A 22,152-nucleotide genomic window follows, 5' to 3' on the forward strand; every position below is an offset into this window, starting at 1 on the left:
ACCACCCGCGGCCTGACTCCCCTTCCATCCGTCCACCGATCGTTGACGTCCCGGAGGGATCCCATGGACAACCTTGTCGCCGAGGTGACCGCAGCTTCTGATGCGGCGTGTGATGAGGCCCAGGTGCCGTCGTACTACTCCAGGAAGACCGCCGAGATCCTCCACAAGTACGGCCCCGGCCCCCGGATCCACTTTCACGTGGGCATGTTCGAGCCCGGCGTCCACCCCAACACCACCGTCTCGCAGCGCGTCCTGCGCAACCGGCTGCGCGCCTCACAGGAAACGGTCCTCGACCACGCCGCCCGCCTCTGGGGCGTACCGGACAACCCGCCGCACCAGCTCTTCGACATCGGCTGCGGCATCGGCGGCGGCTCCATCTACTGGGCCCAGGAGTACGGCAGTTCCGTCACCGCCATCACCGTCACCGCCAAGCACGTCCCGGTGATGGCCGACCTCGTCCGCGAGGCCGGCGTCGAGGACCTCGTCACCCCGGTCCTCGGCGACATCCACGACCTCTGCGAGGAGGCCAGCTACGACGCGGCCGTCGCCATCGAGAGCTCCGGCTACATGGACCGCGAACGCCTCTTCCGGGTCGTCGCCAAGTCCCTGCGCCCCGGCGGCTGGTTCGGCATCCAGGAGCACTTCCTCTGCCGGCCCGAGTGGACCACCTTCATCGACGGCTACTACAAGACCCGCCTCGGCACCCTCGCCGAGTACATCTCCGCCGCCCGCGCGGCCGGCTTCGAACTCGAACAGGACGAGGACATCACCGACCGCGTCGCCGAGTTCTGGGTCCAGTCCATGGCCTGGACCACCGCCGAACTCGACCGGGTGCAGCGGACGCAGGACGAACCGTCCCCCATCACCGTGGAGCGGCTGCACGAATCCGCCCTCACCCACGGCAAGCTCTTCCGCGCCTGGCGCGATCACGCCGTCGAGACCCGCCTGCTGCTCTTCCGGATGGAGGGCAACTGAGCATGGTCGTCCCCTACGGTCCCCCGCCGCGCGCCAGCGCCATCGGCTGGCGGCTGCCCCCCTTCTACTGCCCGATCCCCGACGCCGTCCACCCCCGCCGCGACGCACTGGAGAAACGGGCCGTCGCCTGGCTGGACGCCACCGGCATCTTCCGCGACGCCACCGACCGCGCCTGGAGCATCGCCACCCACAGCACCGACTTCAGCTGCCGGATGATCCCCCACGGCCGCGACGAACCCCTGCTCCTCTTCATCGAGTGGAACCACTGGGCGTTCGCCCTCGACGACATCTGGCACGACACCGGCGCCGCCGACGTCAACACCGCCCACATCGTCGACCTCAACGCCCGGATCTCCCGCTGCCTGGAGGCGCCCGGCTCCGCCATGCTCGGCGACTCCCCGTTCGACCGGGCGCTGGAGGACCTCGCCGCCAGGACCCGGGCCGTGGCCACCCCGGTCCAGCTCCGCCGGGTCGCCGAAGGCATGCGCGACTGGCTGTTCGGCGCCTCCTGGCAGGTCAGCAACATCGAACGCCGGGTGATGCCCACGCTCTCCGACTACGTGGCGCTGCGCCCCTCGATCAACGGCACCCGCTTCTCCCTCGCCTGGAGCGAGATCGCCAACGGCATCGAGGTGCCCGCCCCCGAGCTGGCCTCCGCCCCCGTCCAGGCGCTCACCGAGGCCGCCGGGTTCATCGTCAGCTGCGACAACGACCTGTTCTCCTACGCCAAGGAGGACGACCACGAGACCACCGACCAGAACATCGTCAACGTCCTCGTCCACCACAACGGCACCTCCGCCGACCGGGCGCTCACGGAAGCCCTCGCCATAAGGGACCGGGCCATGACCCTGTTCCTGCGGCTGCGCGACCGGATCGCCCGGGACGCGGGCCCCGACCTCACCCGCTATCTCGAAGCGCTGGGCCACTACATCGCCGGCTGCATCCGGTGGATGAACGCGGCCCCCCGCTACGCCAGCCCCCGGAACCGGTACGACCTTCCGGTGCCGGGGGCCACCTACGGCATTACCTGGCGGGACACGCCCAGCGACCCGGCGACCGGACCGCTGCCCATCCCCTCCGCCGCCTGGTGGTGGGACCAGCTCGACGCGCTGTCCCACGCGGCGGATCACTCACCCCGGAACCAGCGGACGAACGACCTCCACCACGCGCCGCGCGACCGGCCCGCGGACGAGGGGGCGTCGGCGGGCGGCGCCGGGACGCGCGTCGCACGGTCGCCGGCCGAGGTCTGACCGCCGGAGCCGCCGTCCTCCTCCCGTGCCAGGGACTCGGCCGTCGGCTCGGGAGGAGCCGGCGGCAGCGGCGCCGCCGCCGTGAACTGCGCGGGCAGCGCGACGAGATGACGGGACATCAGTGACGACGACCAGCGCAGCTCGGTCTCGGACACCGCCAGCCGGACGTCCGGCAGCCGGGTGATCAGCGCGTCGATGCCGGTGTCCGCGATGGCCCGGCCGATGTCCTGGCCGGGGCACTCGTGGGCGCCGCCGCTGAACGCCAGGTGCGAGCGGTTGCCGTGCACCGGCGTGGTGGGGTCCGGCCGGATCGCCGTGTCCACGTTGGCCGCGGCCAGCCCCAGCACCAGGGCGTCCCCGGCCTTGATCCGGTGCCCGGCCAGCTCGGTGTCCTGGGTCGCCCAGCGGCCGAGGATGGTGATGAACGGCGGCTCGTCCCACAGCGTCTGCTCGACCGCGTCCGGCAGCGTCATATGGCCGCCCGCCAGGTTGGCCCGGCAGCGGGGATCGGTGAGCACCATCCGCAGGGTGTTCGCGATCAGGTTGGCCGTGGTCTCGAAGGCCGCGATCAGCACCAGCCGCAGGTGCTGCTGCACCTCCTCGTCCGACAGCTTGGACTCGTGCTCCAGCAGCCAGCTGGTGAAGTCCGGGCCCGGCTCGCGGTGCTTGCGCTCCACCGTCCGGCGCAGCGCCGCCTGGACGAACGCGTTGCTGCGGACGGCGGTCTCGGTGCCCTTGATCATGTCCCGGGCGGCCTGCACCAGTTCCGGGCTGTACTCCTCGTGCATGCCGAGAAGTTGGGTCATCACCATCATGGGCAGCGGTTCCGCGAACGCGTGCACCAGGTCGGCGGTGCCCGTCGCGCAGAACTCGTCGATCAGCTCGTTGGCGAACCGGGTGATGTGCCGCCGTACGCCCCGCCGGTCGAACCGGGCGATGGAGTCGTTGATGGCGCCGCGCCACCGCTCGTGCGCCTGCCCGTCGGCCATCGAGCAGATGGGCTGCCAGGTGGCGATGGGCGCCAGCGGGTGCTCCGGGCCGATCCGCCCCTCGCGCATGGCCCGCCAGATCCGCGAGTCGCGGGAGAACCGCGACGGCGTCCGGGTCACGTCCAGGTTCTCCCGGTAGCCCAGCACCAGCCAGGCCGGGACGTCCCCGCTGAGCAGGACCGGCGCCACCGCCCCGTGCCGCTCGCGGAGCTGCTCGTACAGGCCCATCGGGTCGTCCTCGGCGGCCGGCCCGTACAGCCGGGCCACGCCGCCGTCCCCGTAGGCGTGGGCCGGGCACTGCGGCGGGGGGGGCCGCCTGCGCGGCGTCGGCACGGGAGTGCTCGTCGGGAGGGGTCACTGTGGCTCCGGGGTGGTGTGAGCGAGGCTGTACAGGTACCGCATGAGGGTCATCAGGGCGTCGCGGCAGGAGGCGCGGTCGCGGGCGTCGCACGCGAAGATCGGCACGGACTCGGGAAGATCCATCGCCGCCCGCAGCTCGGAGACCGGGTGGACGGGGGCGCCGGGGAAGGCGTTGACGGCGACCACGAAGGGCACGCCGCGCTCCTCCAGGATGCCCACGACCTCGTAACTGACCTCCAGGCGGCGGGTGTCGAGCAGCACCACCGCGCCCAGGGCGCCCTCGAAGAGGCCGTCCCAGAGGAACCAGAACCGCTCCTGCCCGGGGGTCCCGAACAGGTACAGCACCAGTTGCTCGTTGATGCTGATGCGGCCGAAGTCCATGGCCACGGTGGTCTCGATCTTCTGCTCGATCCCCGCGATGTCGTCCACGCCGACGCCGGCCTGGGTCATCGTCTCCTCGGTGGTGAGCGGTCTGATCTCGCTCACCGTGCCGACGAGGGTGGTCTTGCCGACCCCGAAGCCGCCCACGATCACGACCTTCACCGCCGCCGCGGCGGTGGCCGGGAGGATGTCCTCCCTCCTGGGACCGGTGTGGGGGTCAGAGGTTTTGTAGTCCATGCATCACCGCCTCCAGGAGGCTTACGTCAGGAAGGGCAGCGACGGGGACCGGGGGTCTGGCTTCCACATGACCCCGGGTGAGGAGGTCGGTGAGGAGGACGGTCACCGTGCTGACGGGCAGCGTGAGGTAAGCGGATATCTCGGCGACGGACAGCGGGTAGTCGCACATGCGCACGATCGTCCCGTGCTCGGGCTGGAGACCGGGGTCGGTCTCCGTACGGGCGACGATCAGGGTCACCAGGTCCAGCCTGGTGGTGCCCTGCTTCGACTCGCCGCAGCCCTTGGTGACGATGTACAGCCGGTCCGGATTGCCGGGATCCCATGCCCTTTCGGGTTTGCTCATGCCACCGGCCCGGTGACCCGCGGGGGACTGGTGAGGTGCTCGCCGATCCTGGCGACCAGGTCGCGCATCCGGTGTCCCATCAGCCCGGCGTCGACGTCGTCGTCGGCGAGCACCGCCAGGAACGCGCCGGCACCGGCGGCCATGAGGTAGAAGAAACCGCCGTCCACCTCGATCACCACCAGCCGCATCTGCCCGTCGCCGTGCGGGAACTCGGCGGCCACCGCCGTGGACAGGCTCTGCAGTCCCGCGCACGCGGCGGCCAGCCGGTCCGCGGCGTCGGTGTCCGTGCCGTGCTGAGCCATGCGCAGGCCGTCCGAGGACAGCACGATCACGTGCCGGATCTGGGGCACGCTGGATGCCAGATCCTTGAGCATCCAGTCCATGTTGAACCGCTGCTGCGTCACTTGGCTACTCTTTCTCGTCTGACGGGTCATCACTGGTCGGGCCCCGGTCGCCCTCCGGGGCGTCGCCCTTGAGGGCGCTGGTGAACGCGGCCAGCCACAGGCCCGGCTGGGTGGGCTCGGTCTCCGGCTCCGTACGCGGCGCGTTCTCGGCGGTGGCCGGAGCGACCGCCGCCGCGCGGGCGGCCATGCCGAGGGCGCGCCGGCGGCGCTGCGGAAGGCCGTTGGCGGTGTGGGTGCCCACGGCGGGGGTCTCCATCGCGGGCGGCGGGTCGGGGAGCGGACGGCCGGGCTTCTTGCGGACCTTGGGGGGCGGCAGCGTGGCGGCGCGGGCGATCTCGCCGCCCGGGGTGGCGCTGGCGGTGACCAGTTCGCTCGGGACGATCAGGACGGCGCGCACCCCGCCGTACGCCGAGGGCCGCAGGGACACCCGGAAGTCGTAGTTCTTGGCCAGCCGGCTGACCACGGCCAGGCCCAGCCGCGGGGTCTCGCCGAGGTCGTCGAGGTCGAAGCCGCGGTCGGCCATCTCCAGCACCCGGTCGGTGCGGCGGCGGTGCTCGTCGGTGAGGCCGACGCCCGCGTCCTCGATCTCGATGGCGACGCCGGACTGGATCTCGACGGCCGTCAGGTGCACCCGCGTCTCGGGCGGGGAGTACCGGGTGGCGTTGTCGAGCAGTTCGGCCGCGGCGTGGATGACGGGCTCGACGCCCGGTCCGGTGATGGCGACGTCGGCGACCGAGTGCAGGTCGACCCGGCGGTAGTCCATGATCCGGGACATCGCGCCGCGCAGGACGTTGTACAGCGGCACCGGGTTCTTCCACTGGCGGCCGGGGCGGGAGCCACCGAGGACGGCGATGCTGTCCGCGAGCCGGCCGATCAGCGCGGTGCCGTGGTCGAGGTGGAGCAGATCGCTGAAGACCTCGGGGGTGTTGCCGTGCCGGTCCTCCATCTCCCGGAGGTCGGTGGCCTGTTGGTGGACGATCGCCTGGACGCGGCGCGCGATGTTGACGAACGCCCGGTGGGCCGAGTCGCGCAGGCCCTCCTCGGCCTGGACCGCCTCGACCACGAACCGGATGACCTTGCGGTGCTCGGCGGCGTACGGGGAGCTGTCCGAGGGGGACGGCGCGACGGCGCGGACCACCTCGTCGGCGAAGGCGCCGCGCTGGAGCATCTCCACGGCCTTGGGGAGCAGTTCGCTCGCCAACCGGGCGGTAGCGGCGTCCTGTTGGGCCAGCTGGTGGCGGAGGGCGGCCTCCTGTTCGGCGCACCGGCGCCGCAGGGAGTTGATGACCCGGCCCCGACGGGCGGCCTCCGACGAGGTCAGGGCGACCGCCACGGTGGCGGCGGCCCCGCACCAGGCCGTCGGGGTGCGGACGTCCAGGGGGGCCAGCAGGGCAGCGGTGGCGGTGCAGACCGCCAGCACCACAGGAGGGACCAGCCATATGAGGGACGAGGCGGGCCGCCTGACTTGAGGTGACGATCCAGTACCAACCATCGAGTTCCTCGGGGGCTTGGGGGAATGTGTCGGGGGGCGACGTGGGACCACGGGGGAGGCGTCGCCGCCGGCGCCCGACAGGGGATTGCGGACGGTGCGAACGGGTGTGAGCAGAGGCCGAGGTTCCCGGATTCCCCGGGATCTCCCCGGGTTCGCCGGGGTTCGCCGGGGTTCTCCGGTCGCGTCGGCGCGGCGGTCGGCGGCAGCGAGCCGTAGTCGCCACGACCGCTGCGGGAATGGAGCGTAGCCTGTCGCGCGGTCGTCCGGCGCGAAGTTGTCATATTCGCGGAAAGGGCTGACGAGGCAATTCGAAAGGCGTCACAATGGCCCCGGGAACGGATTCTCGAAAACATTTTTGAATGGCCTGAAAATGCGTTCGGGAGATCGGTGGGCCGTGCTCCGGGCGATCGGCGCGCCGTACCGCCGGGAGGTTCCGGGGTCTCCCCGGGCGGTCAGTCCGACGAACCCTCCCCCCGGCGTCCGGACGTCCGGCTAGGCTCGCTCCACCACACTCATACGGGAGACACGTCATGACGCGGCAAGAGCACGAACGGCGCCCGTACACCGCCCTGTTCGAGCGCGAACAGGAGGTGGCCGCCGCGGAGCGGGCCGTGGAGGCCCTGTGCGGCGGCGCGGACGGAACCGGCCGGCCGTCCGGCGGACTCCTCCTCTTCAACGGCGACGCGGGCGTCGGCAAGACCGCCCTGCTCGGGGAGATGCGCAGGCTGGCCACCGAGCGCGGCGGCTGCACGGTCCTCGCCGCCCGCGGCGGCGAGCAGGCGCAGTCCGTCCCCTTCCATGTCGTACGGCAGTTGCTCCAGCCCGCCCTGGCGCCGATGGAGGAGCGGCAGCGCCGGGAGATCCTGGGCGACTGGTACGACATCGCGGGCCCCGCCCTCGGCATCGCGCCACCGGTGGGCCCGCAGGCCGACCCGCAGGGCGTGCGCGACGGACTCGACTGGCTCGTCACGCGGTTGGCCTGTACGAAGGAGCGGCTCGTCCTCGTCGTCGACGACGCGCACTGGGCCGACGCGGCGTCGCTCGCCTGGCTGACGTCCTTCACCGTCCGGCTGACGGAACTGCCGGTCCTGCTCGCCGTCGCCTACCGGCCCGACGAACTCCCCAAGCACTCACCGGCCTTCGCGGACCTGGTGAACGGCCGCGGCAACCGGCCGGTCACCCTGCACCCGCTCACCCCCGGCGCGGTCGCCGAGCTGGTGCGCACCGCCATGGGCCGGGAGGCCGACGACCCGTTCTGCCGCGAGGTCTGGGCCGTCACCGGCGGCAACCCCTACGAGGCCGTCGAGCTCGTCGCCAAGGCCCGGGACCGCAGCCTGCGGCCCATGGAGGAGTCCGCCGCCCTGCTGCGCGAACTCGGCGCCGCCGCCCGCGGCAGCGGCCTGGTCGCCCGGCTGGAGCGGCTGGGCAACGCCACCACCCGGTTCGCCTGGGGCGCGTCGGTGCTCGGCACCGAGATCCAGGTACGGGTGGCGGCCATGCTCGCCGGCATGAGCCCGGCCGAGGGCGCGGTCTGCGCCGACCGGCTGCGCGAGGCCCGCATCCTCACCGGCGCCGCCGAGCTGGAGTTCGTCCACCCGCTGATCGCCACCGCCGTCTACCGGGCCATCCCGCCCGCCGCCCGCACCGCCATGCACGGCCTCGCCGCCTGGGCGGTCACCAACGCCGGCCACGGCCCGGCCGCCGCCTCCCGGCACCTGCTGTAGGTCCACCCCGACGGCGACCCCGACCTCGTCCGGCAGCTGCGCGAGGCCGCCCGCGAACACCTGGCCGTCGGCGCGCCCGAGGCGGCCCAGCGGTGTCTGGAGCGCGCGCTGGCCGAGCCGCCCCCGGAGGAGGACCGCGCCGAGGTCCTCTTCGAACTGGGCTGCTCCGCCCTGCTCACCTCGCCGCCCACCACCATCAACCACCTGCGCTCGGCGCTGGCCCTGTCCGGGCTGCCCAAGAACCTGCGCGTCGACGCCACCTACCGGCTCTCCCAGGCGTACGCCCACAACAGCCAGCTCGCCGAGGCCGCCGAAGTAGTCGCCGAGCACGCCGGGCAGGCCCCCGACGGCCCCGGCCGGATGCGCCTCCAGGCCGCCCACTTCCTCTGGAAGGGCATCCAGCTGGAGGAAGAGGGCGCGCACGCCCGCTCCCAGGAGATCGCCGACCTGGCCGAACGCCTCAGCGGCCGGGACAACGCCGAACGGGCCCTGCTCGCCCTGCGGGCCTTCGACGCCATGATCCAGGGCGAGGACGTCCTCCAGGTCGTCGAGCTCGCCGACCGCGCCCTGGTCGACGGACGCCTCGCCGACGGCATGGGCTGGACCAACACCGAGTGGGGCTTCGAACTCCCCAGCATCATCGGCATCACCTACGCCTTCTGTGACCGGCTGGACAAGGCCGAGGAGCTGTTCGAGGAGGCGATCCGGGAGTTCGAGATCTCCGGCTGGCGCGGCGGACACCTCGCCTTCGCCCACGAGTTCCTCGGCCTCGTCCACCGCCGCCGCGGCGACCTGCGGAAGGCCGAAGCCCTCCTCCGCGAGGGGCTGCGGCTCGCCGACCGGCTGGGCCCCGGCGTCCCCATCCAGTGGGACGGCAGCTGCCTGCTGATCGACACCCTGCTCGCCAAGGGCGAGGTCGCCGAAGCCCAGGCCGTCGCCGAGAAGTACTCCTTCGGCCCGCCCTACCCGCCCGCCATGGTCATGCCCGACGCCGCCTGCGTCCTCGGCAGGCTGCTCCTCGCCCTCGGCCGCACCAAGGAAGCCGTCACCGAACTGGAGGCGGCGGGCCGGAGGCTGGACGAACGCGGCAGGCACAACGTCCTCTGGGCCCCCTGGTCCCTCGACCTGGCCACCGCCGTCGCCCCGGAGGAGCCCGAGCGGGCCCGCGAGCTCGCCGACCGCTCCCTGAAATACGCGAACCGGTTCGGCACCGAGACGGCGATCGGCGAGGCACTGCGCCGGGTCGCGTCCCTCGCCGGACCCGACGCGCCCGAGGAGGCCGTCCCCCGCCTGGAGCAGGCGGTCCGGCATCTGGACGCATCTCCGTGCCGGTACGAGCGGGCCTGCGGGCTGGTCGACCTGGGCACGGCCCTGCGGCGCGTCGGGCGGGGCGAGGAGGCGGCGGAGCGGCTCCGGGAGGGGTTGCGGATCGCGGAGGAGTGCGGGGCGGAGGGGGTGGCGGGGGCGGCTCGCGCGGAGCTGGCCGAAGTCGGGGTGGGGTGAGCCCCGGTCCCTCCCCTTCGCCGCTTCCTGGGGGGCTGCGCCCCAGACCCCGAAACCGCGCTCCGCGCGGTGGTCCTCAAACGCCGGACGGGCTGATTTATCAGCCCGTCCGGCGTTTGAGGACCAGGGGGTCTGGGGCACTCCAACATGCGATCTCCGCCGCACCGGGGTGCCATGGAGGAAACCCCCGACGCGGAGGACGTCATGGCACACGCGGTGTGGAGCGGAGCCCTCACCTTCGGACTGGTAGCCCTGCCGGTCCAGATGTTCTCGGCCACCGAAACCCACACCATCCGCTTCAACCAGCTCCAGCGCGGCACCTCCGACCGCGTCCGCAACAAGCGCGTCAACGAGCGCACCGGCGAGGAAGTCCCCCTCGCGGAGATCGTCAAGGGGTACGACATGGGGGACGACTACGTCGTCGTCGAACCCGGGGAGCTGGAGGAGATCGCCCCGGGCCGCTCCAAGGCGCTGGAGATCAGCGGGTTCGTGGACCTGGACACCATCGACCCCATCTACTTCGACAAGACGTACTACCTGGGCCCCAAGAGCAAGGAGTACGCCAAGGTCTACGCGCTGCTCCACGAGGCGCTGAGCCGGTCGAACCGGGCCGGGATCGCCACGTTCGTGATGCGCAACCGCGAGTACCTGGTCGCGGTGAAGGCCGAGGGCGACATCCTCACCCTGCACACCCTGCACTGGGCCGACGAGATCCGCGACCCCCGCACCGAGATCGGCACGCTCCCCGAGCGCGCCAAGGTCGCCGAGCGCGAACTGGCCACAGCCGTACAGCTGGTGGAGGCGCTGAGCGTCGACTGGGACCCCGAGACGTACCACGACACCTACCAGGAGAAGGTGCTCGAACTCGTCCAGGCCAAGCGGGCCGGCGGCACGGTGGAGAAGAGCGAGCCGGCACCGCGCTCGACCAACGTCATCGACCTGATGGGCGCCCTGCAGGCCAGCATCGAGAAGGCGAAGACCGGCGGCGGCACGGCGAAGGAGGAAGCGGAGCTCCGGCCACCCGTACAGCTCAAGGACGCCGCGGAGAAGCGCCGCACCCGGCAGGCGGCCGGGAAGGAGACGAAGAAGTCCGCCGCCGCGGAGCTGGAGGGGCTGAGCAAGACGGAGCTCTACCAGCGGGCCACCGACGCCGGGATCCCCGGCCGCTCCTCGATGAGCCGCGAGGAACTGGTGAAGGCCCTGACGGCCCACGCCCCCGAGCCGTCCGGCGGCGGCCGGCGCAAGAAGCGGGCGTCCTGAGGGAACGGGCGCCCCCGTGCCCGCCGCACCCGGCCGCCAGACAGTGGAGATCGAGGGCCACCGGCTCTCCCTCTCCCACCTCGAACGGGTCCTGTTCCCCGCCACCGGCCAGACCAAGGCCCACGTCCTGCACTACTACGCGCGGATCGCCCCGGCGATGCTGCCGCACATCAGCGGGCGCCCCGCGTCCTTCGTCCGGGCCCCGGAAGGCGCGGCGGGCGAGAGCTGGGTCGCCAAGAACCCGCCGCCCGGCGCGCCGGACTGGGTGCCGCGGGCCACGGTCCGGCACCGGGACGGCACCACTCAGCAGGTGGTGATCGACTCGGTCGCCGCGCTGGTCGCCATGGTCAACCTCGGCGCGTACGAGGTGCACGTACCGCAGTGGACGGCCGCGGCCGGGCGCGACGCCCACGACCGCGTCGTCCTCGACCTGGACCCCGGCCCCGGCACCGACCTCGTCGTCTGCTGCCGCGTCGCCGAACGGCTGCGTCAGCTCCTTGACGAGGACGGCCTCACCGCCTTCCCGGTCGTCTCCGGCTCCAAGGGCCTCCACCTGTACGCCCCCATCCACCCCGCCCCCGGGCGTGCCGTCAGCGCCTACGCCAAGGGACTCGCCACCCGGCTGATGAACGAGCACCCCGGGCTGGTCGTCGTCTCCATGGCGAAGCTGGAGCGGCGGGGGAAGGTCCTGATCGACTGGTCCCAGAACGCGAGCGCCAAGACGACGGCCGCGCCGTACACGGTGCGGGTGCGGGGGGAGCGGGAGGGGGTGGCGGCGCCGGTGACGTGGGATGAGGTGGGCTCCTGTCGGGAGCCCGGGGATTTGGGGTTCGGGTTGGAGGGGGTGGTGGGGCGGGTGGGGGAGTTCGGGGATCTGTTAGGGCCGGTGGTGGGGGATGCGGTGCGGGCTTCGCTGCCGTGAGGTGGGGTGCCCCGGACCCGCCCTTTCTCCCCCAGCTACCGCTGGGAGGTGCCCCCAGTTTCTTGCGGGGGCAGGCCCCCGAGCCCCCGAAACCGCGCTGCGCGCGGTTGTCCTCAAACTCCCCCAGAGGGGGTGCCCCCAACGGGCTGACTATTCAGCCCGTTGGGGGCACCCCCTCTGGGGGAGTTTGAGGACAAGGGGGTCTGGGGCGCAGCCCCAGGAAGCGGCGAAGGTGGGGGTACCCCCTCTGGGGGAGGGACCGGGGCTACCTCCCCCGCGCCCACGCGAGCAACTCCTCCCGCCCCCACGTCGTGACCACCCGCTCCGCCGGCACCCCGCACTCCTCCGCCCGCGCACACCCCAGCACCTGCCAGTCCAGCTGCCCCGGCGCGTGCGCGTCGCTGTCGATCGCGAACAGCGCCCCGGTCTCCAGCGCCAGCCGCAGCAGCCGCCGTGGTGGGTCCAGCCGGTCGGGCCGGCTGTTGATCTCGACGGCGGTGCCGAAGCGTTCGCAGGCGGTGAAGACGAGTTCGGCGTCGAAGGCGGACTCGGGGCGTTTGCCGCCGACGAGGCGGCCGGTGCAGTGGCCGAGGACGTCGACGAGGGGGTTGGCGACGGCGGTGACGAGGCGGCGGGTCATGCTCTCGGCGTCCATGCGCAGCTTGGAGTGGACGGAGGCGACGACGATGTCGAGCCGGTCCAGGAGTTCGTCCTCCTGGTCGAGGGAGCCGTCGGGGAGGATGTCGCACTCGATGCCGGTGAGCAGCCGGAAGCCGTCCCCGAGCCCCTCGTTGACCTCGGCGACCACGTCGAGCTGCTGCCGCAGCCGCTCGGCGGACAGGCCGCGGGCGATGGTCAGGCGGGGGGAGTGGTCGGTGAGTACGGCCCACTCGTGGCCGAGGTCGCGGGCCGCGCGGGCCATGACGTCGATGGGGCTGCCGCCGTCCGACCAGTCCGAGTGCAGATGGCAGTCGCCGCGCAGGGCCGCCCGCAGCGCCGCGCCGCCCTCGGTGAGCGGCCGGTCCGCCTCCTGCTCCAGGCGGGCCAGGTAGGCGGGCGTCTCGCCGCGCAGCGCCTCGGCGACGACGGCCGCGGTCTTCGGCCCGATGCCCTTGCGGTCGGTGAGCGACCCGGCCTCCGCACGGCGGCGGACGTCCTCGGCGGGCATCGCGGCGACCACGCCGGCCGCCGTCCGGAACGCCTGGACGCGGTAGGTCGGCGCCCCGTCGCGCTCCAGCAGGAAGGCGATCCGTTCGAGTGCCTCCACGGGGTCCATCCGGTTGTCTCCTCTCTCCGGCATCACGGCCGCCGCAGCGCCGCCGGTGGCAGGAACTCGCGCACCAGCTCGCGGTGCCACCACGCGCCGGTGGTGCGCAGCTCGCGCCAGGTGGTGAAGCGGTAGAGGTAGAGCCGGGCGCGGACGTGTGTGGGCGGCGCGTCGGGGAACGGGTTGTGGCGGAGGAGGCGCAGGGTGTCCCGGTCGTTGTCGAGCAGCCGTTCGATGAAGGGTCCGAACCAGTCCCGGGCGTAAGCCGGGGAGATGCCCGCGAACCACATCAGCCAGTCGAGCCGCAGGTGCCACGGTGCGAACTGCCGGGGCAGGCGGCGCGGATCGCCCGGTTTTCCCTTGAAGCCGTACTCCCGCCACGCGGTTTCCGGGCCCAGGGCCGTGTCCGACGTCCCCTCGACCACCACCTCGTACCGGCTCCGGTTGACGCTGCCGAAGGCGCCGTACGTGTTGACCAGGTGGTACGCGTTGAAGGACATGTTCATGCGCTGCCCCCGCGAGAGCAGGTTGCGCACCGGCCACCAGCTCAGCACGGCGACCAGCACGGTCACCGCCACCACCAGGACCTCGTACCAGACCGGCGCCGAGGGGGCGGGGGAGGGGCCGGTCACCGAGAACAGGTCCGCCATCGCGTCGCCGTCCACCGCCGCGAAGGCCAGCACGATGGTCACCCAGTTGAGCCAGGCGAAGTTGCCCGAGGCGACCAGCCAGAGCTGGGTGACGATCACCAGCCCCGCCGCGACGCTCGCCACCGGCTGCGGCGCGAAGAGGCCGAAGGGCACCACCAGCTGGGCGACGTGGTTGGCGGCGGTCTCCACCCGGTGCAGCGGCCGGGGGAGCCGGTGGAAGAACCAGCTCAGCGGGCCGGGCATCGGCTGCGTCTCGTGGTGGTAGTACAAGCAGGTCAGGTCGCGCCAGCAGCGGTCGCCGCGGATCTTGATCAGCCCGGCGCCGAACTCCACCCGGAAGAGGAGCCAGCGCAGCAGGAACAGCACCAGCACCGGCGGATCCGTCCGCGCGTTCCCCAGGAACACGGCCAGGAACCCGGTCTCCAGCAGCAGCGACTCCCACCCGAAGCCGTACCACGTCTGGCCGACGTTGACGATCGACAGGTACAGCCCCCACAGCACCAGCCACATCAGCATCGCCGCCCACAGCGGCACCAGGTCGGCGGCGCCCGCCGCCACCGCGGCGGCCAGCAGCGCCCCGGCCCAGGCGCAGCCCGCGAAGAAGCGGTCCGAGTAGTGCCACCGGAAGAGGGTCGGGATCCGGCGCGCGGGGACGTACGCCAGGTAGCGCGGTACGGGCAGCATGCCGCGCTCCCCGATCAGCGCCCGGAACTGCAGCGCCGCCGAGGCGAAGGCGACCAGGTAGAGGACGGCCAGCCCGCGCTGGAAGACCAGCCGGCTCAGCCCGTACCCGGAGGCCGTGAACCACTCCATGCCCCTCCGAGTACCCCGCACGCCCCCGTCGACCGCGCAGTCACATCGAAGAAACGGACAAAAGGTGGCAGAGTGAATCCATGGTTGATCGGGGAGCCACGCCTGCCTCCGGAGCGCTGCCGGACGACTGGCCCGCCCGTCCGGAGCGCTGCCTCGCCCTCAACCACGTCGGCACCTTCGACTGGGACCTCCTCAGCGGACGGCTCCACCTCGACCCCATCGCCCTCGACATCCTCGGCGTGCCGCCCGGCGAGTTCCACGGCAGCGTCACCGACCTCGCCGCCCGGGTGCCGCGCGCCGACGGCGCCCGGCTGGACGCCCTGGTGTCGCGAGCGCTGAAGGACGGCAGCGAGAGCTACGGCGCCTACCACCGGGTGCGCTGCCCCGACGGCCTCCGCTGGGCCTACACCCAGGGCCGCATCGAGCGGGACGCCGCCGGCCGGCCCCGCCGGATCCTCGGCATCCTCCGCGAGGCGAACGAGGAGCTGCGGCTGCCGGACCGGCCGGGGGAGCAGAACGGCGACCGCCGCCACACGACCACCGTCGTCGAGACCACCACCGCGGCCCTCGCCCACGCCAGGACCGTCCAGGACGTCATCGACTTCTTCAAGGACGCCCGCGCCGTCGAACACCTCGGCTCCGACCTCCTCGTCCTCGGGCTGGTCGAGTCCGGGCGCGTCCACCTCGTCGCCGAGGGCCCGTCCGAGCACTTCATCCCCGGCACCCGCTACACCCGGATCGACGACGACTTCCCGATGAGCGAGGTCATCCGCACCATGACCCCGCGCTTCATCGAGTCCCGCGAGGAGTGGGCCCGCTGCTACCCCTGGCTGTGGGAACGGATCAAGGGCATCGGCATCTCCTCGGCCGCCTACCTGCCGCTGATCGCCCAGGCCCGGCCCATCGGCGCGCTCGGCCTCCTCTACCGCGAGGCCCGCGGCTTCACCCGGCAGGAGCGCGACCTCTTCATCGCCCTCAGCAGCAGCCTCGCCCAGAGCATCGCCCGCGCCATGCTCTTCGACCAGGAGCACGACCTGGCCGAGGGCCTCCAGCAGGCCATGCTGCCGCGCCGGATCCCCGAGGTGCCCGGCGCCCAGATCGCCGTCCGCTACCGCTCGGCCCGGATGGGCCGCGACATCGGCGGCGACTGGTACGACGTGGTCCCGCTGCCCGGCGGCCGGGTCGCCGCCGTCATCGGCGACGTCCAGGGCCACGACACCCACGCCTCCGCCGTCATGGGCCAGCTCCGCATCGTCCTGCGCGCCTACGCGGCCGAGGGGCACTCCCCGGGCACGGTCATGGCCCGCGCCTCCGCCTTCCTCCACGAACTGGACACCGACCGCTTCGCCACCTGCTCCTACGCCGAGGCCGACCTGGCCACCGGGTCCGTCCAGCTCGTCCGCGCCGGGCACATAGACCCGCTGCTGCGGCACGCCGACGGCACCTCCCGCCGGCTGCCCGTCGCCGGCGGCCTCCCCCTGGGCCTGTCCGCCGAGTTCGGGCGGCTCGACTACCCCGTGACCACGGTGGAGATCGAACCCGGCGAGACGCTGATGATGTTCACCGACGGCCTGGTCGAACAGCCCGGTTCCGACCTCGACGAGGGCATCCGGCTGCTCGCCGGACTCGTCCAGGAGGGCCCCGACGACCTGCACGACCTCGCCGACCGGCTGTGCGACGTCGTCGAGGAGCGCGTCGGCGAGGACGACATGGCCATCCTCCTGCTGCGCCGCCAGGGCACCGTCGCCCGCCCGGGCGGACGCCTCCAGCAGCACATCGCCCCCGCCGACCCCGAGGCGCTGTCCGCCGCCCGGCACATGATCCGCACCGCGGTCCGGGCCTGGGGCGTACGGGACCGGGCCGACGACATCGAGCTCGCCGCCGACGAACTGGCCACCAACGCCCTGCTGCACACGGACGGCGCGGCCGTGGTCACCATCCGCATGCTCCCCGGCGCCGGCCGCCGGCTGCGCGTCGAGGTCGAGGACCGCTCCAGCGCCCTGCCCCGCCGCCGCGAACCGGGCGAGTCGGGCGTCTCCGGACGCGGCCTGCTGCTCGTGGACCGGCTCGCGGACGTGTGGGGCGTGGAGTCGCGGGGGAGCGGCAAGTCGGTGTGGTGCGAGTTCGACCTGGGGCCGGCGTCCGGGGAGGGCTCCGGGACGCCGGAGCGGCGGAGTCCGTAGGGCCGCCGGGACCGTGCCCGCCGGACGGCGGGTAGCGTGCCGCCATGGACACTTCCGGGGGAGCCACCCCTCAGCCGGCCGTCATAGTGACGGCCCGTCAACTTCTCGCCACCACAGGGCCGGCCGCGCTCACGCCCGACGCCGTGGCGCGGGCCGGCGGCCTGCCCACCGCCGAGGTCACGGGCGTCTTCCCGCACCGGGACGCGCTGCTGACCGCCCTGCTGATCGACGCCTACGACGCCTCCGCCGCCGCGCTGGAGGAAGCGGACGGGCGGGCCCGCGAGGCCGGGGCGCCGGCCGGCGCGCGGCTGCTGGCCGTCGCCCGGGCGGCGCGGGCCTGGTCCCTCGCCCACCCCGCCGAGTTCGCCCTGCTCTACGGATCGCCCGTGCCCGGCTACCACGCCCCGCCGGAGACCGTCCCGCCCGCCGCGCGCACCCCCGCCGTGCTGGCCGGTGTCCTGCGGGCCGCGCTGGAGGCCGGGGAACTGACCCCGCCGCGGCGGGCCGTGCCCGGGCCGCCCCTCATCCGGCCGGAGGCGGTGGCGGTGTTCGGCGAGACCCCCGGCGAGCCGTTCGCGGACCTCATCGAGCGCGGGATCGTCCTCTGGAGCGGCCTGATCGGCCTGCTGTCCTTCCAGGTCTTCAGCCGCACCCACGACAGCGTCCGGGACGAGGCGGCGTTCTTCGACTACGCGGTCGCGGTGGTGGCGGAGGGCGTCGGACTGACCGTCCCCGCGGGCGAGGACGGCCGGCCCACCGGGGGCTGATCCGCCCGCCGGAAGACGACGGCGGCGCCGAGCGCGGCGGCGGCCGGTACGAAGAGGTCGCCGGAGGCCGGACGCCGCCCCGGGAGCCCGTTGCCCGCCGGCAACTCCCGTGGCACGCCCGGGTCGTCGACGGCGACCGTGTACGCGACGAGCGCCGGCGGCACCGGCGCCCGTTCGCCGGGCAGCAGTGTGCCGAGGGTGGAACCGGGCACCAGGGTCAGCGAGGCCCCGTCGAGGCCGAACACCAGGGCCCGGCCCTCCGCGCGGAGCGTGACGTCGACGAGGCCGACGACACCGTTCGGGTGCCCGGTGAGGCGGGCCGCCCGGAACGCCGGGTCCAGGTCCGCGGCCACGCCGACGCGGTCCTCGGCCACGGCCCCCGGCCGCCGCCCGTCGAGTTCCAGGGACCGCACCGGCCCCGACCGTCCCACGGGCCGCTCCCGGCCCGGCCGGTGCCGGTGCGCGCCCGCGTACGACCGGCACACCCGCGGGCCTCGCCCACGCCCGCGAAGAGGCCAAGGTCACAGCCTTGTCCCCTGCTGCACAGCGCGCCCTACCCCCTAGCCTTCCCCCCATGACGGTCCTGCCCGAAGAAGGCTTCTCCCTGGCCGCCGAATTCCCGGACGCGACCCGCGAGCAGTGGCAGCGCCTCGTCGAGGGCGTACTGCGCAAGGCGGGGACGGAAGCCGAGGGTTCGGCGGCGGAGGACGCGCTGGCCACCGCCCTCCAGGACGGGCTGAGCACCCGTCCGCTCTACACGGCCGACGACCCGGCCCCGGACCCCGGCCTCCCCGGCTTCCCGCCGTTCGTCCGCGGCGGGCGCCCCGAGGGAACGGCGGTCTCCGGCTGGGACGTACGCCAGCTCCACGCCGAGCCCGACCCCCGCCTGGCCAATGAGGCCGTCCTGGCCGACCTGGAGAACGGCGTCACCTCCCTCTGGCTCACCGTCGGCCCCGCCGGCATCCCCGTCGTCGGCCTCGCCGCCGCCCTGGACGGCGTCTACCTCGACCTCGCGCCCGTCGTCCTGGACGCCGGAGCCGACGCGGAGGCCGCGGGGCGGGCGCTGCTGCGGCTGTACGAGGAGCGGGGCGTCCGGCCCGGCACGGTCCCCGGCAACCTCGGCCTCGACCCGCTGGGCACCCTCGCCCGTACCGGTGGCGAAGGCCCCGGCACCGCCCTCGCGGTGCGCTGCGCCCGGGAGTTCCCCGGCCTGCGCGCCCTCGTCGTCGACGCCCTGCCGTACCACGAGGCCGGCGCCTCCACCGCGCAGGAACTCGGCTGCGCCCTGGCCACCGGCGTCGCCTACCTCCGCACCCTCACCGCCGCCGGCCTGGACGTCGACGCGGCGTGCGGTCAGCTGGAGTTCCGCCTCTCCGCCACCGCCGACCAGTTCCTCACCGTCGCCGCCCTGCGCGCCGCCCGCCGGCTCTGGGCCCGCGTCGCCGAGGTCTGCGGCGCGTCCCCCGCCGCCCGCGCGCAGCGCCAGCACGCCGTCACCTCACCGGTGATGATGACCCGTCGCGACCCGTGGGTGAACATGCTGCGCACCACCGTCGCCTGCCTCGGCGCGGGCGTCGGCGGCGCGGACGCCGTCACCGTCCTGCCGTTCGACAGCGCCCTCGGCCTGCCCGACGCGTTCGCCCGCCGGATCGCCCGCAACACCTCGTCGATCCTGCTGGAGGAGTCGCACCTGGCCCGGGTCGTGGACCCGGCGGGCGGCTCCTGGTACGTGGAGCGGCTGACGGACGAGCTCGCGCACGCGGCCTGGGCCTGGTTCCAGGAGATCGAGCGGGCGGGCGGCCAGGAGGGCGCCCTGCGCTCGGGGATGATCGGCGAGCGCCTCGCCGCGACCTGGGCGGACCGCTCCCGCCGCCTCGCCACCCGGCGCGAACCGGTCACCGGCGTCAGCGAGTTCCCGCACCTGGACGAGCGGCCCGTCGAGCGCCGGCCCGCGCCCGCCCGGCCCGCCGGCGGCCTCCCGCGCGTCCGCCGCGATGAGGCGTTCGAGGTGCTGCGGGCCCGCTCCGACGCCCACGCCGCCGCGACCGGCGCCCGCCCGCGCGTCTTCCTCGCCGCCCTCGGCCCGGCCGCCGCGCACACCGCGCGGGCCGGCTTCGCGGCCAACCTCTTCCAGGCGGGCGGTATCGAGCCCGTCCACGACCCCGTCACCGTCGACGCGGACACCGCCGCCGACGCGTTCCGCCGCAGCGGCGCGGCCGTCGCCTGCCTCTGCTCCTCCGACGCGCTCTACGCCGAGCAGGCCGAGGACGTCGCCCGCGCCCTCAAGTCGGCCGGCGCGACCCGGGTGTTCCTCGCCGGCCGCCCGGGCGACCGGCGCGACGACTGGCGGCGCGCGGGCGTCGACGCCTACGTCTCCGCCGGCGGCGACGCGGTCGCCCTCCTCTCCTCCGTCCTCGACCACCTCGGAGTGGCGTGATGAGCATCCCCGACTTCTCCCGCATCGACCTCGCACCGGAGGACGGGCCGGGGGCGCAGGCCCCCGCCGACGCCGGGCAGTGGCGGGCGGCCCTGAAGGAGAGCACCGGCCGCAGTGCCGACGACCTGCTCTGGGAGACCCCGGAGGGCATCGGCGTCAAGCCCCTCTACACCGCCGACGACCTCCAGGGCCTGGACTTCCTCGGGACGTACCCCGGCATCGCGCCCTACCTGCGCGGCCCGTACCCGACGATGTACGTCAACCAGCCGTGGACGATCCGGCAGTACGCCGGCTTCTCCACCGCCGAGGAGTCCAACGCCTTCTACCGCCGCAACCTCGCGGCCGGCCAGAAGGGGCTGTCGGTCGCCTTCGACCTGCCCACCCACCGCGGCTATGACAGCGACCACCCGCGCGTCACCGGCGACGTCGGCATGGCGGGCGTCGCCATCGACTCGATCTACGACATGCGGCAGCTGTTCGACGGCATCCCGCTCGACAGGATGAGCGTGTCGATGACGATGAACGGCGCCGTGCTGCCCGTCCTCGCGCTCTACATCGTCGCCGCGGAGGAGCAGGGCGTACCGCCCGAGAAGCTGGCCGGGACCATCCAGAACGACATCCTCAAGGAGTTCATGGTCCGCAACACCTACATCTATCCGCCGAAGCCGTCGATGCGGATCATCTCCGACATCTTCGCGTACACCTCGCAGCGGATGCCGCGGTACAACTCCATCTCCATCTCCGGCTACCACATCCAGGAAGCGGGCGCGACGGCCGACCTGGAGCTCGCCTACACCCTCGCCGACGGCGTCGAGTACCTGCGGGCCGGGATGGGCGCCGGGCTGGACGTCGACGCGTTCGCGCCCCGGCTCTCGTTCTTCTGGGCGATCGGCATGAACTTCTTCATGGAGATCGCCAAGATGCGGGCGGCGCGGCTGCTCTGGGCGAAGCTGGTGCGGCAGTTCGACCCCAAGAGCCCCAAGTCGCTGTCCCTGCGCACCCATTCGCAGACCTCGGGCTGGTCGCTGACCGCGCAGGACGTCTTCAACAACGTCACGCGCACCTGCGTCGAGGCGATGGCCGCCACCCAGGGGCACACCCAGTCGCTGCACACCAACGCCCTGGACGAGGCCCTCGCTCTCCCGACGGACTTCTCCGCGCGCATCGCCCGCAACACCCAGCTCCTGCTGCAACAGGAGTCCGGTACCTGCCGGGTGATCGACCCGTGGGGCGGCAGCGCGTACGTCGAGCGGCTGACGCACGACCTCGCGCGCCGGGCCTGGCAGCACATCCAGGAGGTCGAGGCGGCGGGCGGCATGGCCCAGGCCATCGACGCCGGCATCCCCAAGCTGCGCGTCGAGGAGGCGGCGGCCCGCACCCAGGCCCGCATCGACTCCGGCCGGCAGCCGGTCATCGGCGTCAACAAGTACCGCGTGGACAGCGACGAGCAGATCGAGGTGCTCAAGGTCGACAACTCCTCCGTCCGCGCCCAGCAGATCGAGAAGCTGCGGCGGCTGCGCGAGGAGCGGGACGAACGCGCCTGCCAGGACGCCCTGGACGCGCTCACCCGCGCCGCCGGCGGCGACGGCAACCTGCTGGAACTCGCCGTGGACGCCGCCCGCGCCAAGGCCACCGTCGGCGAGATCTCCGACGCCCTGGAGAAGGTGTACGGACGCCACGCCGGCCGCATCCGTACCATCTCCGGTGTGTACAGGCAGGAGGCCGGACCGTCGTCCGGCGTGGAGCGCACCCGCGCGCTCGTCGAGGCGTTCGAGCGGGAGGAGGGCCGCCGGCCCCGCATCCTGGTCGCCAAGATGGGCCAGGACGGGCACGACCGCGGCCAGAAGGTGATCGCGACCGCCTTCGCCGACCTGGGCTTCGACGTGGACGTCGGCCCGCTGTTCCAGACCCCGGCGGAGGTCGCCCGGCAGGCGGTGGAGGCGGACGTGCACGTCGTCGGCGTCTCGTCGCTGGCCGCGGGGCACCTCACGCTGGTGCCGGCGCTGCGGGAGTGCCTGGCCGAGGAGGGGCGCGAGGACATCATGATCGTCGTCGGCGGGGTGATCCCCCCGCAGGACGTGCCGACGCTGCTGGAGATGGGCGCGACCGCCGTCTTCCCGCCCGGCACGGTCATCCCCGACGCCGCTTACGACCTGCTGGGGACCCTCGCCGGGGCCCTCGGCCACGCGCTGTGA

General features: G+C 73.4%; 15 protein-coding genes and 2 pseudogenes. 9 read left to right on the forward strand and 8 right to left on the reverse strand.

What is annotated here, in order from left to right; genetic code table 11:
- Positions 1-63 precede the first annotated feature (63 nt).
- Positions 64-975, forward strand: a complete 912-nt coding sequence (locus K7I03_RS29560) for a methyltransferase domain-containing protein (protein ID WP_185940789.1) — start codon at positions 64-66, stop codon at positions 973-975.
- 212 nt (positions 976-1,187) lie between these two features.
- Positions 1,188-1,808, forward strand: a pseudogene (locus tag K7I03_RS29565) (terpene synthase family protein); the annotation flags it as partial.
- Between the two features lie 293 nt (positions 1,809-2,101).
- Here K7I03_RS29565 and K7I03_RS29570 read toward each other — a convergent pair.
- The 5 genes from K7I03_RS29570 to K7I03_RS29590 all read right to left on the reverse strand — a co-directional run bounded on the left by K7I03_RS29570 (position 2,102) and on the right by K7I03_RS29590 (position 6,431).
- Positions 2,102-3,481: a cytochrome P450 gene (locus K7I03_RS29570; protein ID WP_398858190.1), complete on the reverse strand. Its 1,380-nt coding sequence runs from the start codon at positions 3,479-3,481 to the stop codon at positions 2,102-2,104.
- Between the two features lie 87 nt (positions 3,482-3,568).
- The gene (locus K7I03_RS29575; protein ID WP_185940791.1) at positions 3,569-4,192 is read right to left on the reverse strand and encodes a GTP-binding protein; all 624 of its coding nucleotides are present in this window, start codon (positions 4,190-4,192) and stop codon (positions 3,569-3,571) included.
- Positions 4,173-4,535 (reverse strand): DUF742 domain-containing protein, encoded by a 363-nt coding sequence (locus K7I03_RS29580; RefSeq protein WP_185940792.1) that lies wholly within the window; start codon positions 4,533-4,535, stop codon positions 4,173-4,175. Before K7I03_RS29580 ends, K7I03_RS29575 begins: the two co-directional genes overlap by 20 nt.
- On the reverse strand, positions 4,532-4,939 hold the full coding sequence (locus K7I03_RS29585) for a roadblock/LC7 domain-containing protein (RefSeq protein WP_004954301.1): 408 nt from the start codon (positions 4,937-4,939) through the stop codon (positions 4,532-4,534). Before K7I03_RS29585 ends, K7I03_RS29580 begins: the two co-directional genes overlap by 4 nt.
- A gap of 4 nt (positions 4,940-4,943) precedes the next feature.
- Positions 4,944-6,431 (reverse strand): sensor histidine kinase, encoded by a 1,488-nt coding sequence (locus K7I03_RS29590; protein WP_221902529.1) that lies wholly within the window; start codon positions 6,429-6,431, stop codon positions 4,944-4,946.
- Between the two features lie 530 nt (positions 6,432-6,961).
- On the opposite strand from K7I03_RS29590, the pseudogene K7I03_RS29595 reads away from it, so the two are divergent.
- The 3 genes and pseudogenes from K7I03_RS29595 (at position 6,962) to ligD (ending at position 11,840) form a co-directional block, all read left to right on the forward strand.
- Positions 6,962-9,658, forward strand: a pseudogene (locus tag K7I03_RS29595) (ATP-binding protein).
- A gap of 174 nt (positions 9,659-9,832) precedes the next feature.
- The gene (gene ku, locus K7I03_RS29600; protein WP_224347278.1) at positions 9,833-10,918 is read left to right on the forward strand and encodes a non-homologous end joining protein Ku; all 1,086 of its coding nucleotides are present in this window, start codon (positions 9,833-9,835) and stop codon (positions 10,916-10,918) included.
- Between the two features lie 16 nt (positions 10,919-10,934).
- Positions 10,935-11,840, forward strand: coding sequence for a non-homologous end-joining DNA ligase (gene ligD / locus K7I03_RS29605; RefSeq protein WP_185940793.1), 906 nt, complete (start codon positions 10,935-10,937; stop codon positions 11,838-11,840).
- Positions 11,841-12,105: 265 nt separating this feature from the next.
- On the opposite strand, the gene K7I03_RS29610 is transcribed toward ligD, so the two are convergent.
- Together K7I03_RS29610 and K7I03_RS29615 are read right to left on the reverse strand one after the other, a co-directional pair.
- The gene (locus K7I03_RS29610; RefSeq protein ID WP_185940794.1) at positions 12,106-13,116 is read right to left on the reverse strand and encodes a PHP domain-containing protein; all 1,011 of its coding nucleotides are present in this window, start codon (positions 13,114-13,116) and stop codon (positions 12,106-12,108) included.
- A gap of 23 nt (positions 13,117-13,139) precedes the next feature.
- The gene (locus K7I03_RS29615) at positions 13,140-14,570 is read right to left on the reverse strand and encodes a lipase maturation factor family protein (protein ID WP_185940795.1); all 1,431 of its coding nucleotides are present in this window, start codon (positions 14,568-14,570) and stop codon (positions 13,140-13,142) included.
- Between the two features lie 80 nt (positions 14,571-14,650).
- Between K7I03_RS29615 and K7I03_RS29620 the strand changes: the two genes are divergently transcribed.
- Together K7I03_RS29620 and K7I03_RS29625 are read left to right on the forward strand one after the other, a co-directional pair.
- On the forward strand, positions 14,651-16,753 hold the full coding sequence (locus tag K7I03_RS29620) for a SpoIIE family protein phosphatase (protein ID WP_185940796.1): 2,103 nt from the start codon (positions 14,651-14,653) through the stop codon (positions 16,751-16,753).
- Positions 16,754-16,797: 44 nt separating this feature from the next.
- Positions 16,798-17,520, forward strand: coding sequence for a TetR-like C-terminal domain-containing protein (locus tag K7I03_RS29625; protein ID WP_185940797.1), 723 nt, complete (start codon positions 16,798-16,800; stop codon positions 17,518-17,520).
- Here K7I03_RS29625 and K7I03_RS29630 read toward each other — a convergent pair.
- The gene (locus K7I03_RS29630) at positions 17,442-17,951 is read right to left on the reverse strand and encodes a hypothetical protein (RefSeq protein ID WP_185940798.1); all 510 of its coding nucleotides are present in this window, start codon (positions 17,949-17,951) and stop codon (positions 17,442-17,444) included. The two genes, K7I03_RS29625 and K7I03_RS29630, sit on opposite strands and share 79 nt — an antisense overlap.
- Positions 17,952-18,094: 143 nt before the next feature.
- On the opposite strand from K7I03_RS29630, the gene mutA reads away from it, so the two are divergent.
- Both mutA and scpA read left to right on the forward strand, forming a co-directional pair.
- On the forward strand, positions 18,095-19,957 hold the full coding sequence (gene mutA / locus K7I03_RS29635) for a methylmalonyl-CoA mutase small subunit (RefSeq protein WP_185940799.1): 1,863 nt from the start codon (positions 18,095-18,097) through the stop codon (positions 19,955-19,957).
- Positions 19,957-22,152 carry a methylmalonyl-CoA mutase gene (gene scpA, locus K7I03_RS29640; RefSeq protein WP_185940800.1) on the forward strand — a complete coding sequence of 732 codons (2,196 nt, stop codon included), beginning with the start codon at positions 19,957-19,959 and terminating at the stop codon, positions 22,150-22,152. Before mutA ends, scpA begins: the two co-directional genes overlap by 1 nt.

The sequence above is a fragment of the Streptomyces mobaraensis genome (assembly GCF_020099395.1).
Classification (GTDB): domain Bacteria; phylum Actinomycetota; class Actinomycetes; order Streptomycetales; family Streptomycetaceae; genus Streptomyces.